This window comes from Dyadobacter sandarakinus, assembly GCF_016894445.1.
In the GTDB taxonomy this organism is placed as follows: Bacteria; Bacteroidota; Bacteroidia; order Cytophagales; family Spirosomataceae; genus Dyadobacter; species Dyadobacter sandarakinus.
This window is the reverse complement of sequence record NZ_CP056775.1, coordinates 1,883,563-1,898,467: the sequence shown is the minus strand read 5'-3', so window position 1 is coordinate 1,898,467 and position 14,905 is coordinate 1,883,563. Positions and strand designations below refer to the sequence as shown.

Here is a 14,905-nt window from a genome sequence, read left to right as displayed (position 1 = left end):
AGAGCACCGATCATTTCCAATTCCAATTTGCAGTATGAAATTGATGTTTTCCAGTGTTATATTCAGTGGGTAAATGGGAAAACTTAAAAAGGTAACTCTCACGCATCAATGACATTCAGCATTTTATTGGCTAACATCACTTCCTGTATCTTTTTTGCTGATCATACTTTTCAGTTGCAAAACAATAATCTGCAAAAGTGCGATTCGCTCTACGAAATGATTTCCCGTCAGCAAATTCATTTATCGCCCGATGATGACGATGATACGTGGTATGGTTTTCCCTTTGCGTCGTCGGACATTAAAGAAGATTCATTATTTTCTACGATTTTCAGACAACCTGATAATTATCTGGCTTGTTATAGCAAAATCTTAAAAGATCCAAAACTCGATCTGCGCTACAAGCATATTGCACTGCTGGCAATGCAGAATGCCAATGCAGAGACATATTACCAGGTTTTGAGAAAAACATTTTCCTCCTTTAAAAAGAATGAAGTTAACAGTAATACGCTGCTATATGCGATCATACAGGATGCTGAATGGAGTAATGTCGTGGTCTCCAATAAAGATGATGGTGAAATGAGGCGTTTGCTCATGGAAATACACAACTATCATCGAACCCCGGCCCGGCTCAAAAAGTATATTGGGAAGATGCTTGGCGTACATGAATAGCATAGCTTTTTTAGGAGCGCTTTTGCATGATCAGCTATCACTAAATCAACTGTTCGTTTTCGCGAGGCATGCACTACTGATCAAGATGCAATTAATGTCATTCTGAATTAATTCATTTCACCTCGCCACAGCCCGGAACCATCGAGCCCGGCAACCAGCCGGGCTCAATGCCGTATGCTGAGCATGTGTTTTTTGCTTCCGAAAATGTGGCAGGTAGCCCAGGCTGCAAGCGTTCAGGTAGCCGGGAAATAGGTCGCCTGCAGGTACTCCCGCAGCCTAGTCTGTTGATGACCGAGCAGCCGCTCAACGGTATCGTGGGTTCCGGCCAGCATGCCATCTCTGGCGGCGGCACCCCACTGCGCAAGGAAACTGGCCACCACTTCGGGCACACCCGCAGCGACTTTCTGCGCAATGAAGGGCGCAACTTCACTGTTCCGGTAATTAATAGGCCGGCCCGCCAGTGCCGTAAGTTCGCTGGCAATGTCGTGAAACGAATAGGCTTCGCTGCCAGACAGGGTATACTCCTGATTGTCATGTCCTTCACTCGTCAGCAGGGCAGCTGTGGCTGCGGCCAGTTCGGTGCGCGTGACGAAAGCGATCTTGCCTTCCCCCGCCGTAAAAATCAGTTCCGCATCCGGCACCTCGCTCCCGAGGATATATCCCAGACTTTCAAAGTAGTAGCCGTTTTTAAGAATGGTATATACCAGCCCGGATGCTTTCAGGTAGGCTTCCGTGGCCAGGTCGCTTTCAGTAACCTCCTGCATCACAAAATCGGTACTCCGCTGGATGCTGGTATAAAAAAGATGCCTGACGCCGGCTTCCCTGGCAGCGTCAATGACGTTCCGGTGCTGGTGCACCCGGTCGGTAAAAGCCACGGCCGAAACCAGCAGCACCTTGTCGATGCCCTGAAAGGCTTGCACCAGCGAAGGATAGTCAAAATAATCGCCTTTCCGAACGTCTATTCCCCGTTTTACAAGATCCGCGGCTTTGCTGGTATCACGCACCAGGGCCGCAATTTCTGAGGCCGGGGTGGTAGTAAGCAAAAAATCAATGGTCTGGCGGCCCAATCCGCCGGTGGCTCCGGTTATTAAGATCATGATGAAAAGAATTAAAAATCTGCGTACATTTACTTGCGATTTGCAAGTGTAAAGGTAAAATTAAATACTTGCAAAAAGCAAGTTAAATTTAAATTGGTTTTTTATGAAAGAGGTAAATCAGCGTTCTACGTGCCCAGTCAGTACATCGCTCGACATACTTGGAGATAAATGGACCCTGCTCATTCTCAGGGATATGGTATTTGCGGGGAAGTCTGCTTACGGACAGTTTCTGCAGTCGGCGGAAAAGATGGCGACCAACATTCTGGCCGACAGACTGGCGGTACTGGAATCGCAGGGCATCTTAACCAAGGCGGTGGCGGCGGATAAAAAATCCAAGTTCACCTACCGCCTGACCGAAAAAGGGATCGATACCGTGCCGATCATTGTCGAGCTGATTTTGTGGGGAAGCAGGCATTGCTCCACCGTCGTTGCTCCTGGCTTGCTGGAAGAACTTCAGGCCGGGAAAGGCGCTGCCATTGAAAAGTACCAGCGGCAAGCGCGTGAACAGGCCTTGGTTTAAACGAAAGGTATATTTCAATGGAAACCTGATTTTAATAGCTGCATAAGCTGCATTTCTGCACGTTTATGCCAGGGTAGAAAATGTCTATATTGCAGGAAAATACCTTGTTGCTGCTTATGAAATATTTGTACGCTCTGCTTTTTATCAGTTTGCTAAGTTGTGAAAGGCCGGAGATAGAACAGCCTGCTGAATTTCCATCGACATTATACCTGAGCCGTATCAGCATCAAATCCAAAGTCCGCCTTTACACAGCTAAAAAAGAAATAACGGATCAGGCCATCATCGACAGGTTCGTGGAAAGCAATGGAGGGTTCAGGCTAAAAGATTCTTCAGTTGTCAGCGATGAATATATAAAATTCATTTCTCCTGATTCTGCTGAGATGGTGAACTCGTCCAGCTCATTTCTAATCACCAAAAATGATAAGCAGTTGTTGTTTAAATCAACCAAAAAGCAGATTGTAACGCAAGGACAGATGAAGTCCAGCTTTAATATGTTAAAATACAGGAGTGAGTTTGAACCAGTCTGGGATAATAAGTTCAGTACCTATAATATGATGGTGGGGTATGGAAATTATTCTGAACTGAGTATGTCTGTATTTGAGTACTTGCGTGTTTGGTGGACTACCAGTTTTGATTCGCTATTTTTCCAGCATCCTGATTTATACAAAGCCTCGTCATACGGTAAGACGCTTAATGAATTTGACGAATCTTATGTAAATTCCATAGGTAAAGCCGATACCCTGGCCATTCGGGAATATTTTTACTTAATGAAAAAAAGATAACTGCTTTTATTCCACGGAGCTTTAAGCCGGTCACGAATTCAGGCTTGGCACAGTTCCGGAGTTGATTCAGAATTTTTGGTCGCAAACCCGTCAGCGATATCAGCTGCATGACGTATATAGGGGATTGTTTAGCCGGTCGGTACCCTGATCGCAATCCTGTCATTTTACAGTGCAAACTCCTTACAGCGCAGTCTGCATTTATTTTCCAAGCCGGAAAATAATAATATTAAATCTTTATTTATTTACTTGAACTACAAGGCTGCAAACGTCCTAAATTTACGCGCGATTTTTTATTCAACATAAACGCCTGTAAGCTATGGACCTCTTTTACAAAGTTTTAGGAAATTTCCTTTTGAGGAAAATCAACAAAAGTGCTGTCCGGCAGATCTGCCTGGCAGCATTTTGTTTTTTACCGCAATGCCTGTCGGCTGCGGTCATTTATGTCAATCCCGCAGCAGGTGGGAACGGCTCGGGCAGCAGCTGGGGAAATGCGTATACCAAGCTGGCACCCGCGCTCGCTGCCGCAGTCGCTGGAGACGAAATTTGGGTCAAAAAAGGGGTTTACAAACCTTCGATTGCATTTGACATCAATGGAAACGGTACCCTGGAAGCACAGGAAGTAACGTTCAGGATCCGGTCGGGAATTGCCGTGTACGGCGGCTTTGCCGGCAATGAAACGCTCCGCAGCCAGCGTAATTACCTCGCCAACCTCACAATCCTGAGCGGGGATATCGATAACAATGATTCCAATGTCGACGGCAACAACATTGCTGAGAATACGGGTAATATCCAGGGAGCGAATGCATTCCACGTTGTTTACACCCGCAACGTGGATGCCGCAGCGCGCCTCGACGGATTCATCGTCACCGCAGGCAGAGCGAAAAGCAGCGGCGTATCCACGGATGCAAACCAGGATGGCGGCGGCTGGTACAATCACCTCGGCAGTCCTGCCAATGCAAGCAGTCCCACGATCGCCAATACGACTTTCCGCGGGAATTATGCCGAGTCAGAAGGCGGCGCATTGTTCAGTACTGCGTTGGCAGGCGGCACCGTAGCTTCGGTGATCTCCAATTGTAAGTTCATTTCCAACAAGTCCAACGTTGCAGGCGGGGCGGTCAATATGGGCTCCTTCAGTGCGGGCAATTACCAGCCGCAGTTCAGAAAGTGCGAGTTTGTGCAGAACGAAGCGTACCGCCGCGGTGGGGCCATTTACCTGATCGGCGACCATGCCGTACTGGATTCCACGACTTTCAGGGCCAACATGGTGACCGCTGTATCTCCCGACAAGAGCACGCTTCCGGGCTCAGGTGGGGGCGTGGGTATGGTAGGTTCCAATGCCCGTTTTTCAAACTGTATATTCGACAGTAACACCACCACCGGCAATCCTACGGGCCCATTTGAAGGCGGCGGGGGCGGAGCTGTGTACATGTCAGTGAACGAATCCCAGTCGAATACGCTGGGCATTTCGGAACCGAAGTTTGTGAACTGCGGGTTTTATAACAATGTCGCCAGCGGGAATGTATCTGCCTGGGGTGGCGCGGCAGTGCACCTGAGCGATGGTGGAAAGCTGCGTCCAACATATACCGGCTGTGTTTTTACCAACAATCAGGCACAAAATCTGGGCGGTGCCGTGGCGAATTTTGCAAGGGTGATCAGTGTAGCAACCGGGTTTGTGCCGGAACTTACGCCTGTTTTTACCAACTGTACCTTTTATTACAACCAGGCCGGCCAGCAGGGTGGGGCGATCTACAACCAGGGATATATCTACAAAGGTGCGCAGGTACTTAACGCCAAAGTTGAAAACGCCATTTTATGGAACGACATGGCGAGTACAAGCGGACCGGAAGTGGGCTCGTCGACTGCCAGGATTACCATTTACTATTCGCTGGTAAAAGGATCGGGCGGCAGCGGCGCGGGCTGGAATGGCAGCCTGGCCCTCGATGGCGGCAATAACATTGACACCAATCCCGGCTTCGTGAACACGGCTGATGCCGACGGGGCTGACAATCTGCCCGGTACTTCCGACGACGGACTGCGGACAACTGCATACGCGCCCGTGACCGATGTGGGTAACAATGCGGCTGCCGGACTGGCCGGAGTTACCAAAGACTTCATCGGCGGCGCACGCATTCAGGGCAGCACGGTGGATATGGGTGCCTACGAAACCGCACGCATTAAGTTGCCTGACCTGGGAAAATTGCGCCTTTATGACTGGCGGCCCGTCGTGACCGGCTGCCTGAGCTGTCCATGGGCAATCCAGCTGAATGAAAGGATATTCCAGAACTTTTCCTGGGACGGCGCTGCCTACCTTACCGATGGCCGGTCAACCTTTATCACGGGTAAAATTGTCAGCCGCGAAAACAGGGAGGTTGGATTTGAAGTGTACCTGAGACTTGTCAGCAAGCAGGATTGGAGCACCTGGAGTGCCAGGGGACGCACTTATTCCACCTATGCTTCCGAGGCCGAAATCGCCGCGAGACGAAACCATATTAACTGGACTTTCTGGGAACTGAGCAGTGACAGTTATCTCAAAGGTACCGGGCTGCTTTCCGGTACATTGAGTCTGGCGCATACGCCGGTCGACAGGCATACGGGCTTCCAGCTGGGTGTAGGTGCCAATGGCTGGGATGCTGACCAGGGCCTGAGCGGGACTTTTTCTTATAGAGGTACACTCCTTTACAGAGGTGAAAGACTTGCCCTTAATAACGTAGGCTCACTGAATGTGGATGCCAGGCAATCCGACCGGGCTGTCAGACTTATGGTACCGGAACCCGAAGTAGCAGCAGGTGATGCAGTCGTCAGCAAACCTGCATTGTCCATTTATCCAAACCCTGCGCGTGATGCCATCAACCTTCAATCAGAAAATCTGATTGGGAAATTCGGAATAAAGCTGTTGCGGCAGGATGGATCGGTGGTGAGCCAGTGGCAGGGTGCCTCTACAGACGGTACGGTGCGTATGCCGGTAAAAGGAGTCAAGCCCGGTAACTATCTGCTGATCCTGACGGGTAAGGATGGTACCGTCACCAGCGGGAATGTGTTAGTTGAATGATAACAAAAAGGACGGCCCCTCCATCATACTTGGAGGGGCCGTCCTTTTTTACTGCTTATTATTTTTTGTACCGGACATTCAAGTCCGAACGAGAAATTACCGTACAGGCCGGGATTGACTGAGCAGGTCGCGGATTTCAGTTAATAATACTTCTTCTTTTGTAGGTGCAGGAGGTACTCCGGGCTCTTCTACTTTCCGGCGCATCAGCCGGTTCATAGACCTGATCAGCAGGAATATAATGAACGCCAGAATGATAAAATCAATCACAATGGTAAGAAACTGTCCATAAGCAAACACAGGCCCGAGGCTTTTGGCCTGTTCAAGCGAAAGTCCCGGTGTAATTTTGTCGGAAAGCGGCACATACAGATTACTGAAATCAACATTTCCCACTGCTTTTCCAACCAGCGGCATAATAAGGTCATTCACGACGGAATCAACGATCCGGCCGAATGCCGCACCAATAATTACCCCGACGGCCAAATCCATGACATTACCACGCAGGGCAAACTCTTTGAATTCTTTTAACATTTGCTTTTTTGTTTAAGGGATGATCAGAGAAACGGAAATATAGAGACGAAATCTTAAAACAGGATGATCACAATGTGATTTCAGTAAGGTTGTAAGATGTCAATATAGTAAAGATCCAGTGATTTTATCTCAACAGACAGCCTGTCAGCCAGCAGTTTTGATTCTTTTGCGTGATGAAGGTCCATTGTCAGATGTTCCAGTTCATCCATATCCCGTAAAGATAAACGCTGAACAAGCTGCTCCTGCAGCAGCATATTCCGGCTGGTGAGATATTCCGAGGTCAGCTTTGTCCTCGCTTTCAGGTAATCGAGCATTCTTTTTGCGTCCGTGATCATCATCTTCAATGCGGTAGTTTTATTTTCATTCCTGATACTTTTATTTCTTTATATCTGAATCCGGCTGCTCTTTTTCGAGCGCTTTGAGGAGTGCAGCGTACTTCTCAGAAAGCAAAAGGGTGGCTGCTGCATGTCTTTGCTGCAACTCCGACAGCGCGGCACTGTCCGATTCGGAAATGGCTGATAGTTCACCCGCGTGCTTATCGAGCAATTTTTTTCTTTCAAGTTGAAACTGACTGATCAGACTGGCCCGTTGCCGAACGTAGTATAGCAGGTCGTCAGCTTTCATAAGAAGGGACAGTTTGGCGTCAACAAGTTGAAGTAAGATGGTTTGAGTTTAGCAATACTTAACAATAATTGTGCTAGCCATTGGAATTTCAGGAAGGCTGTCTTTATTTTTTTAAAAATTAATGCCTCCTGCGGCCTTATTAGGACAACTGTAATTCAGGCTGCGACTAGGTTGAATAACACGTATCCTATACTTTTGCGCCCAATGAAACCCCAAGCGCATTCCTGCCAATCCATATCATTGCCCGCCGGCAGTCCGCCCTGAGTGCCGGGCCTGGCGATCGGCACGCCGCCAGCTTCATCTCTTTTTTATTTTCCGGTCACTTACTTGGCACGCGCAGACACCGGGCATATCCCCGGTAAAAGCATTGCGCTTTATCCATGTAAAAACCTTTATCCAACCATTTTTCATGAAGGGCTATTTAGATCTTTTCGATTTTTCACAAAAAATCAACTATAAAACCGAAATACTGGCCGGACTGACCGTAGCCATGACGATGATGCCGGAATCGCTCTCATTTGCGATCCTGGCCGGTTTTCCGCCGCTTACCGGACTTTATGCAGCCTTTATCATGGGGCTGGTGACGTCAGTTTTCGGAGGCAGGCCGGGACTGATCTCCGGCGGGGCCGGTGCCACGGTGATCGTTTTGGTGGCGCTGATGAAATCACACGGTATCGAATATGTGTTTGCTGCAATTGCACTGGCTGGCGTCATCCAGATGCTGATCGGCATTTTCAAATTCGGGAAGTTTGTGAGGCTGGTGCCCCAACCTGTTATGTACGGTTTTGTCAACGGACTGGCTGTGGTCATTTTTATGTCCCAGCTCGAACAGTTTAAAACTGTCGTCGCCGGCGAATCCGTATGGCTCACCGGCACCCCCCTTTACATGATGACCGCGCTGGTGCTGCTTACGATTGGTATCATCCTCATCTTGCCAAGGTTCACCAAAGCAGTTCCTCCGTCTCTCGTGGCCATTATCGTCGTCTTTGCGATCGTACTGGGTTTCGGTCTGGACACCAAAACAGTGCGTGATATTGCCGCTGTGAGTGGCGGGTTTCCTCCTTTCCATATGCCCGCAGTCCCGGTCAGCCTTGCTACCCTGGAAATTATTTTGCCTTACGCCGTGATTATGGCAGGCGTGGGGCTCACCGAGGGATTGTTGACGTTAAACCTGGTGGACGAACTAACCGGAACAAAAGGAAACGGCAACCGCGAATGCATTGCGCAGGGTAGCGCCAACATCCTCAACGGCTTTTTCTTCGGGATGGGCGGGTGCCCGATGATCGCGCAAACGCTGGTAAACCTTTCCGCCGGGGCAAGGGCACGACTGTCGGGTATCATCGCATCGCTGACAATCCTGACCATCATTTTGGTGGGTGCGCCCGTCATTGAACGGGTACCCATGGCGGCACTGACCGGCGTGATGATCATGGTGGCAGTCGGTACATTTGAATGGGCCAGTTTCAGGATTATCAATAAAATGCCGAAACAGGACGTGCTGGTGGGTATGCTGGTGGCTGCGATTACCATTTACCTGCATAACCTCGCACTCGCCGTGCTGGTAGGCGTGATCATTTCCGCCCTGGTATTTGCGTGGGAAAGTGCCAAACGCATCCGCGCACACAAATCCACGGATGAAAACGGGGTCAGGCATTACAGGATTTATGGTCCGCTCTTCTTCGGGTCCGTCGCGGCATTTAATGAGAAATTCGAAGTGCTGACAGACCCGAAGGAAGTGATCATCGATTTCTCCGACAGCCGGGTTGCTGACATGTCCGGCATTGAGGCGCTGAATAAAATTACGGCCCGGTATCAGAAAGCAGGAAAAAAGGTGCTCCTGAAACACCTGAGCGCCGACTGCCGCCGGTTGCTTCAGAATGCCGACGATGTGATCGATGTCAATATCATTGAAGATCCTACCTACCGGGTGGCAGATCAGTAACCGCAGCAGGGGCGGGGCGGGCTGTAAGCTGTGCCCCGCATGCATACTGCTCAACAGCGGTCCTGCCGGATCGTTTTTGACGAAGCATATTATATTCCTAACTTCAAAATTTGCGCCCGAATTGAAAAACGTAGGTTTTGGCGTGCGTTTTTATGCATACATTATATTTTTCTTTTCAGTATTTGGGCTTGTTCTATCGATTACATTTTCATGACAGACACAGATCCGGGAAATGACCTTTGGGAGCGTTTTGTTTCAGGGAGTTCTTCGGCATTCAGCGAACTTTACGATGCTTACACGGACATTCTTTACAAGTTCGGAATGCGGTATACTGCTGACAGCGAGCTTGTCAAGGATTGTATCCATGATCTTTTCATTGACCTGCATACCTACCGGCCCAGCCTGGCCAGAGAGGTGAATGTCAGGTTCTATTTGCTTAAATCATTCCGCAGGAAATTGCATGCTGCCCACCGCAGGTCGAGCCTGCTGAATCTCAACCGGTGGAATACGGACGAAACTTTTGGCGTCCAGGCATTATCGTTCAGCATTGAGCATGAAATAATTGTAGACGAGGAGCAGCGCGAAATGCTCGAACAACTGGCTTCCGAAATCAACCAGCTTCCGGAGCGGCAGCGGGAAATTCTGTACCTGCGATTCAATCAGGATCTTGATTATGAGGAAATTGCCTCAATGATGCAGATCTCCGTCCCCACCTGCAGAACCTTCATTTACCGTGCAATCAAACAGCTCCGCGGCAAGCTGGCGTGTGGCTCTTTCGCCCTGATTATTCTCTGGGCGTAAAATATTTTCTTTTTTTGTTAAAATAATCCTTTTCAGACGTCTATGTCTGGTCGCATTTCTTCTCTTGTAGGTCAAACAAGTTCTTAAATGAAGAAACGCGTACGCAAAAGTGAACATCTGCCTGAGTCCGAATCGCCGGATCTTTCGGAAGATGAAAAAAGGATTGCCGCCAATACCCGCATTTTAATGAAGTCAGTACAGGAGGAGGCTCTGCCGGTGCTGGAAAAGACGGCATTGCGCCTGCGCATGGAGGAAACCATTGAGCTGCAGGGTACCCGTACCTTTCGCGGGACATGGCTGGCCGTGGCGGCATCGGTCGCATTGCTGCTGGTCAGCGTGTCCGGCTACTTTTTGCTTCGGCAAAATACGGGCTCGGCCATGCAGGAGGAAGCTTCAAAGCTCACTTTCGATACGGCTGATACACGTTTGCAGCTTGCCGACAGGAGGATCGTTCGGCTGTCCGAGCAAAATGCAGACCTGGTGTATAAGCAGGATGGCTTGCGAATCCAGATCGATTCCGCATCGGTGGTTGAGCAGCGCACAGCCGACCAGGCATTCAACACCCTGACGGTCCCTTATGGCAAAAGGTCAACCGTAACATTGGTGGATGGTACCAAAATATGGCTTAATTCCGGTTCCAAGCTGGTTTATCCTTCCACATCGGATGGAAAAACCAGGGAGGTTTACCTGGAAGGGCAGGCTTACTTCTCCGTCTCCCACGCCGACGATATACCCTTCTTTGTGCATACCAAAAATATGAAAGTTCAGGTGTTCGGGACCGAATTTGACGTGAGCGCTTACGACGACGACCCGCAGAGTACGGCTGTTCTGGTCAAAGGAAGTATTGAGCTTACCGCCAATCAGAAATCCTTTTTTGGCTCAAAAAAGAAAAAGCTGACGCCCGGAACCATGGCCGCCTACGATCCCGGAACCTCGGAACTGCAGACCTCGCAGGTTGATGTGGCATCCTACATTTCCTGGAAAGAGGGTTACCTCATTCTCAATAAAGTGCCTTTACCAGACATTCTGCGTAAGCTGGGGCGCTATTACCGGGCTGATATTTCACTCGGAAGTGCCGATGCAAGGAACATGACATTTTCCGGAAGACTGGATTTACAGGAAGACATTGCGCCGGTGCTGGATATCATCGCGGCAACCACATCACTCAATTATCAGCAAACAGAAAGGAGGTTTATATTCAGATAAAGCATTACCCGAAAACAAAAAACGGAAGACGCGGCAACGTCTCCCGATAGTCCCACTTGCCGGTAAGCAAGTGATTTTTAAACCATTGTATCAACAAAAGTCAATTCAAATTTATGAAAAAATTTGACCATTCAGGGTATTGCCCTCTGGGAGAATTGTATCCCAAAAAATTGCTTAGGATTATGAAGCTGGTAGTTCTGCTGCTGTTTATCGGAATGATGGGGGTTCACGCCACGGGCTATTCGCAGAAAAGCCGGATGGACGTAACGATCCGCAACGGCCATCTCGGGTTATTGTTTAAGCAGATTCAGGAAAAAACCGATTACAGGATTTTCTATCGTGACGGTCTCTTTTCGGAAACTGAAGGAGGAAATCTGAATCTCAATCTCAAAAACGAAACCGTACCTGCCATCCTCACGCGGGCACTGAAAGGATCTGATCTGTCCTATAAAATCATTGGGAAACAGATCGCAGTTTTCAAAAAAGATGAAGCGCCGCAATCCGCTGCCATCAAATCACTTCCTGTTGCCGTGGAACCGGCTGCGGCTGTGATCAGAGAAATTACCGGTACCATCCGGGATATGAAAGGTTCGCCGCTCCCGGGAGCAACCGTCATCGTCAAAGGAACCGACAAGGGGACTTCGACCGACGCGACCGGAAAGTTTACCATTGAGGCGGAACAGGGCGATGTGCTGGTGATTTCGTTTATCGGATACCTGGGAAAAGAGCAGGCGATCAGTACTCAAACCTCGGTTGACGTGCAGCTGGAAGAGGATCTGGGCGGGCTCGAAGAGGTGGTGATCGTCGGTTTCGGATCACAGCGGAAAGCAACCATCACGGGCTCCATCGCCACCATCACCACAGAAGATTTAAAGCAAAGTCCGACGGCAAGCATTACCAATGCACTGGCAGGGCGGCTTCCCGGACTTTTTGCCAACCAGTTCAGCGGGGGCGAGCCTGGGGTAGACCGGAGTGACATATTCATACGCGGTACCGCCACCTATGGCAACCAGTCGCCCATCGTGATTATTGATGGACTCGAAAGAAGTATGGATTACCTGGCGCCCTCTGAAATTGAGACATTTACGATCCTGAAAGATGCATCGGCGACAGCACCTTACGGGGTGAGGGGAGCCAATGGAGTTATCCTGATTACGACCAGAAGGGGGAAAGTACAGGATAAGGCCACCGTGAATTTCAAAGCATCGGTGGGGGTAAACCAGCCGGTAAAGTTCCCGACTTACCTGGGCTCGGCAGATTACGCCATGCTATACAATGAGGCGCGCCGGAATGATAATCCCGGCGTGGACCCGTCTACCCTCAATTTGTTTTCGGAGACGGCCATTGCCAATTTCAGGAAGGCAAAGGGTGACAACTCCGACGGCCTGGGTTACAACTGGAATTACTTTGACTACGCCTTCAAGCCGGGCGTACAGCATGATTATAGTTTGTCTATTAGCGGTGGATCAGTAAGGGCCAGATATTTCGTTCTGGCCAATTACTTTCAGCAGGACGGTAATTACAAGCATACCGATCTCGGCCCCAACAACACCCAGGCAGTTTTCAAGCGCTATAACTTCCGCTCCAACATTGACATTGATATTACGGATAACTTTTTCGCCAGACTGGACATCGGGGCCAGGATCACCGACCGTAATGCACCGGGTACGACGGCCGCCAGGATTGTGGAAATGGCCAATACCCAGCCTTCCTACCTGCCGATCACGCTGGAACCCAACGGAAATCCTGCCAACCGCGTTTACGAAGCCAATAATCCGCTTGGCATGCTCTATGGTGATCAGATTTACCGTTTCAACATATTGGGAGAGCTGAGCCGTACCGGTTTTCTGAATGATAAAAATACCTACCTCAACGGATCATTTTCGCTCGGTCACAAGCTGGATTTTATTACAAAAGGACTTTCTGTCGACGGGATATTTTCTTATGATGCCGCAGACGGGGGCTGGATCCGGCGGGATGTGACAAGCTATTCCGAAGGTTATCGCGAGTACCCGGGCTATGCCACGTTCGTTCCCGAGGCAGGCAGCGATATTTACAGAGAGCCCGGTGTTTATACGGGTGCCTACAAGTCGGGCAACAAGTACGATATTGACCAGACGATCCGCAACCAGTTTGACAAAAAAGACAGCGAAAGCCGGTCCTATATGCAGGCCAAGCTGGATTACCTGCGCAATTTCGGAATGCATGACGTAACCGGGATGGTGCTGGTAAACCGTTCCAAAAGGATCATCAACAACCAGGTACCATTCAGCTACCAGGGTATTACCGCCCGGGCGACCTATGGTTATGATGATCGCTATCTTTTTGAATTCAATGCGGCTTACAACGGGTCTGAGAACTTTGCCAAAGGCAAGCGCTACGGATTTTTCCCATCGGTTTCTGCGGGCTGGGTACTTTCCAAGGAGCAATTCATGACGAGTACCCAAAACTGGCTGAACACATTCAAAATCAGGGGTTCCTATGGTCTTGTAGGCAGCGACCGCGTACCCAATGATCGCCGGTTTATCTACCTCCAGTACTTCGGGGGACGGGATGGTGACTACAATTTCGGGACGGACAATTTTGGCTCCGGTGCCGGGGGATACCTGTCCGAAGGTGACCTTGCAAACCCTGACCTGACCTGGGAAAAAGCCAGGAAAGCCAACATCGGTATCGACGCCACATTCCTCAAACACCTTACCGTGACAGTGGACCTTTTTCATGAACACCGGTACGACATTATCACGGACATGGGCGGAGGCGACAAGCTGGGTTATCCGGACATCGTCGGCAAAGACGCGCCATACATCAACTCGGGGATTGTGAATAACCGCGGGTTCGATCTGGAAGTAGGCTGGTCGGGAAGCATTGGTAAGCATGCTACTTACTTCATCCGTCCCAACCTGTCTTTTGCGCGCAACAATATCGTTTTCATGAATGAAATACCTTACGCAATGGCAGGCCGTGCCAACACGGGCAAGCGCATCGGCGAACATTTCAACTATGCATTCGACCACTTTGTGCGCAACCAGGAGGAGGCCAATGAGCTCAACGGAATGAATTCCGGAAGTGGCTATCAGTCGTGGGGAACTTTACGGCCCGGCGACGTGGTGTACAAGGACCTGAATGGCGACGGCAGGGTAGACGACCTGGGCGACCGTACCGCGATGGGCAATCCGCGCAACCCGGAAATCATGTTTGGTCTGCCGGTGGGCGCGCGGTACCGCGACTTCGATTTCAGTATGCTGTTCCAGGGTGCGTCGCGGGCTTCCGTTCAGCTTTCGGGTGCTGCTGTGTACGATTTTCCATTGTTTAATCAGGATAAATACGGTAAAGTAAAACCGATGCACCTGGACCGCTGGACACCGGAAACTGCTGCCACAGCCACTTATCCTGCGCTCCACTTCGGAGACCACAGCAACAACAAAAATCCGAACAGCAGCCTGTTCATGTACAATTCCAAATACGTCCGGCTGAAAACAATTGAACTGGGCTACAACCTGCCCAAGGCAGCCATCAAGAAAATCGGCATTGAGCAGGTGCGGTTCTATGCGCAGGGCCTTAACCTGCTGACTTGGGACGGCCTCAAAAAGGTGGACATGGACCCTGAAACCCGGGAAGGTACCGGCGACTGGTACCCGATCCAGAAGGTGCTGAACTTTGGTGTTGATTTAACATTCTGATTTT

12 protein-coding genes are annotated in these 14,905 nt (G+C 49.8%); 8 read left to right on the top strand and 4 right to left on the bottom strand.

From position 1 onward, the window contains the following. The first annotated feature begins 108 nt into the window (after positions 1–108). A complete protein-coding gene (locus HWI92_RS07485; protein ID WP_204662265.1) occupies positions 109–669 on the top strand; it encodes a hypothetical protein in 561 nt (186 codons plus the stop codon). Between the two features lie 233 nt (positions 670–902). Here HWI92_RS07485 and HWI92_RS07480 read toward each other — a convergent pair whose 3' ends face one another. Then, positions 903–1,766 carry an SDR family oxidoreductase gene (locus HWI92_RS07480; protein ID WP_204662261.1) on the bottom strand — a complete coding sequence of 288 codons (864 nt, stop codon included), beginning with the start codon at positions 1,764–1,766 and terminating at the stop codon, positions 903–905. 103 nt (positions 1,767–1,869) lie between these two features. Between HWI92_RS07480 and HWI92_RS07475 the strand changes: the two genes are divergently transcribed. The 3 genes from HWI92_RS07475 to HWI92_RS07465 all read left to right on the top strand — a co-directional run bounded on the left by HWI92_RS07475 (position 1,870) and on the right by HWI92_RS07465 (position 6,117). Continuing rightward, on the top strand, positions 1,870–2,286 hold the full coding sequence (locus HWI92_RS07475; protein WP_204662258.1) for a winged helix-turn-helix transcriptional regulator: 417 nt from the start codon (positions 1,870–1,872) through the stop codon (positions 2,284–2,286). Positions 2,287–2,366: 80 nt separating this feature from the next. After that, on the top strand, positions 2,367–3,068 hold the full coding sequence (locus HWI92_RS07470) for a hypothetical protein (RefSeq protein ID WP_204662255.1): 702 nt from the start codon (positions 2,367–2,369) through the stop codon (positions 3,066–3,068). A gap of 316 nt (positions 3,069–3,384) precedes the next feature. Further along, complete coding sequence (locus HWI92_RS07465) at positions 3,385–6,117, top strand: SP85-like N-terminal domain-containing protein (RefSeq protein ID WP_204662252.1); 2,733 nt, start codon at positions 3,385–3,387, stop codon at positions 6,115–6,117. Between the two features lie 96 nt (positions 6,118–6,213). Here the strand turns inward: HWI92_RS07465 and mscL are convergent, their stop codons facing one another. From mscL to HWI92_RS07450, 3 genes are all read right to left on the bottom strand, one after another. Beyond that, positions 6,214–6,645: a large conductance mechanosensitive channel protein MscL gene (gene mscL / locus HWI92_RS07460; RefSeq protein ID WP_204662249.1), complete on the bottom strand. Its 432-nt coding sequence runs from the start codon at positions 6,643–6,645 to the stop codon at positions 6,214–6,216. Positions 6,646–6,725: 80 nt separating this feature from the next. After that, the gene (locus HWI92_RS07455) at positions 6,726–6,983 is read right to left on the bottom strand and encodes a hypothetical protein (RefSeq protein ID WP_204662246.1); all 258 of its coding nucleotides are present in this window, start codon (positions 6,981–6,983) and stop codon (positions 6,726–6,728) included. A 37-nt stretch (positions 6,984–7,020) separates the two neighbouring features. Beyond that, a complete protein-coding gene (locus tag HWI92_RS07450; RefSeq protein WP_204662244.1) occupies positions 7,021–7,269 on the bottom strand; it encodes a hypothetical protein in 249 nt (82 codons plus the stop codon). 409 nt (positions 7,270–7,678) lie between these two features. Here HWI92_RS07450 and HWI92_RS07445 point away from each other — a divergent pair, with 409 nt between their 5' ends. The 4 genes from HWI92_RS07445 (at position 7,679) to HWI92_RS07430 (ending at position 14,901) form a co-directional block, all read left to right on the top strand. After that, on the top strand, positions 7,679–9,211 hold the full coding sequence (locus tag HWI92_RS07445; protein ID WP_204662241.1) for a SulP family inorganic anion transporter: 1,533 nt from the start codon (positions 7,679–7,681) through the stop codon (positions 9,209–9,211). Positions 9,212–9,421: 210 nt separating this feature from the next. Then, complete coding sequence (locus HWI92_RS07440; protein ID WP_204662238.1) at positions 9,422–10,012, top strand: RNA polymerase sigma factor; 591 nt, start codon at positions 9,422–9,424, stop codon at positions 10,010–10,012. A gap of 87 nt (positions 10,013–10,099) precedes the next feature. Next, entirely contained in the window at positions 10,100–11,218 is a 1,119-nt protein-coding gene (locus HWI92_RS07435) for a FecR family protein (RefSeq protein ID WP_204662235.1), read from the top strand. A 182-nt stretch (positions 11,219–11,400) separates the two neighbouring features. After that, on the top strand, positions 11,401–14,901 hold the full coding sequence (locus tag HWI92_RS07430) for a SusC/RagA family TonB-linked outer membrane protein (RefSeq protein WP_229249089.1): 3,501 nt from the start codon (positions 11,401–11,403) through the stop codon (positions 14,899–14,901). Positions 14,902–14,905 lie beyond the last annotated feature (4 nt).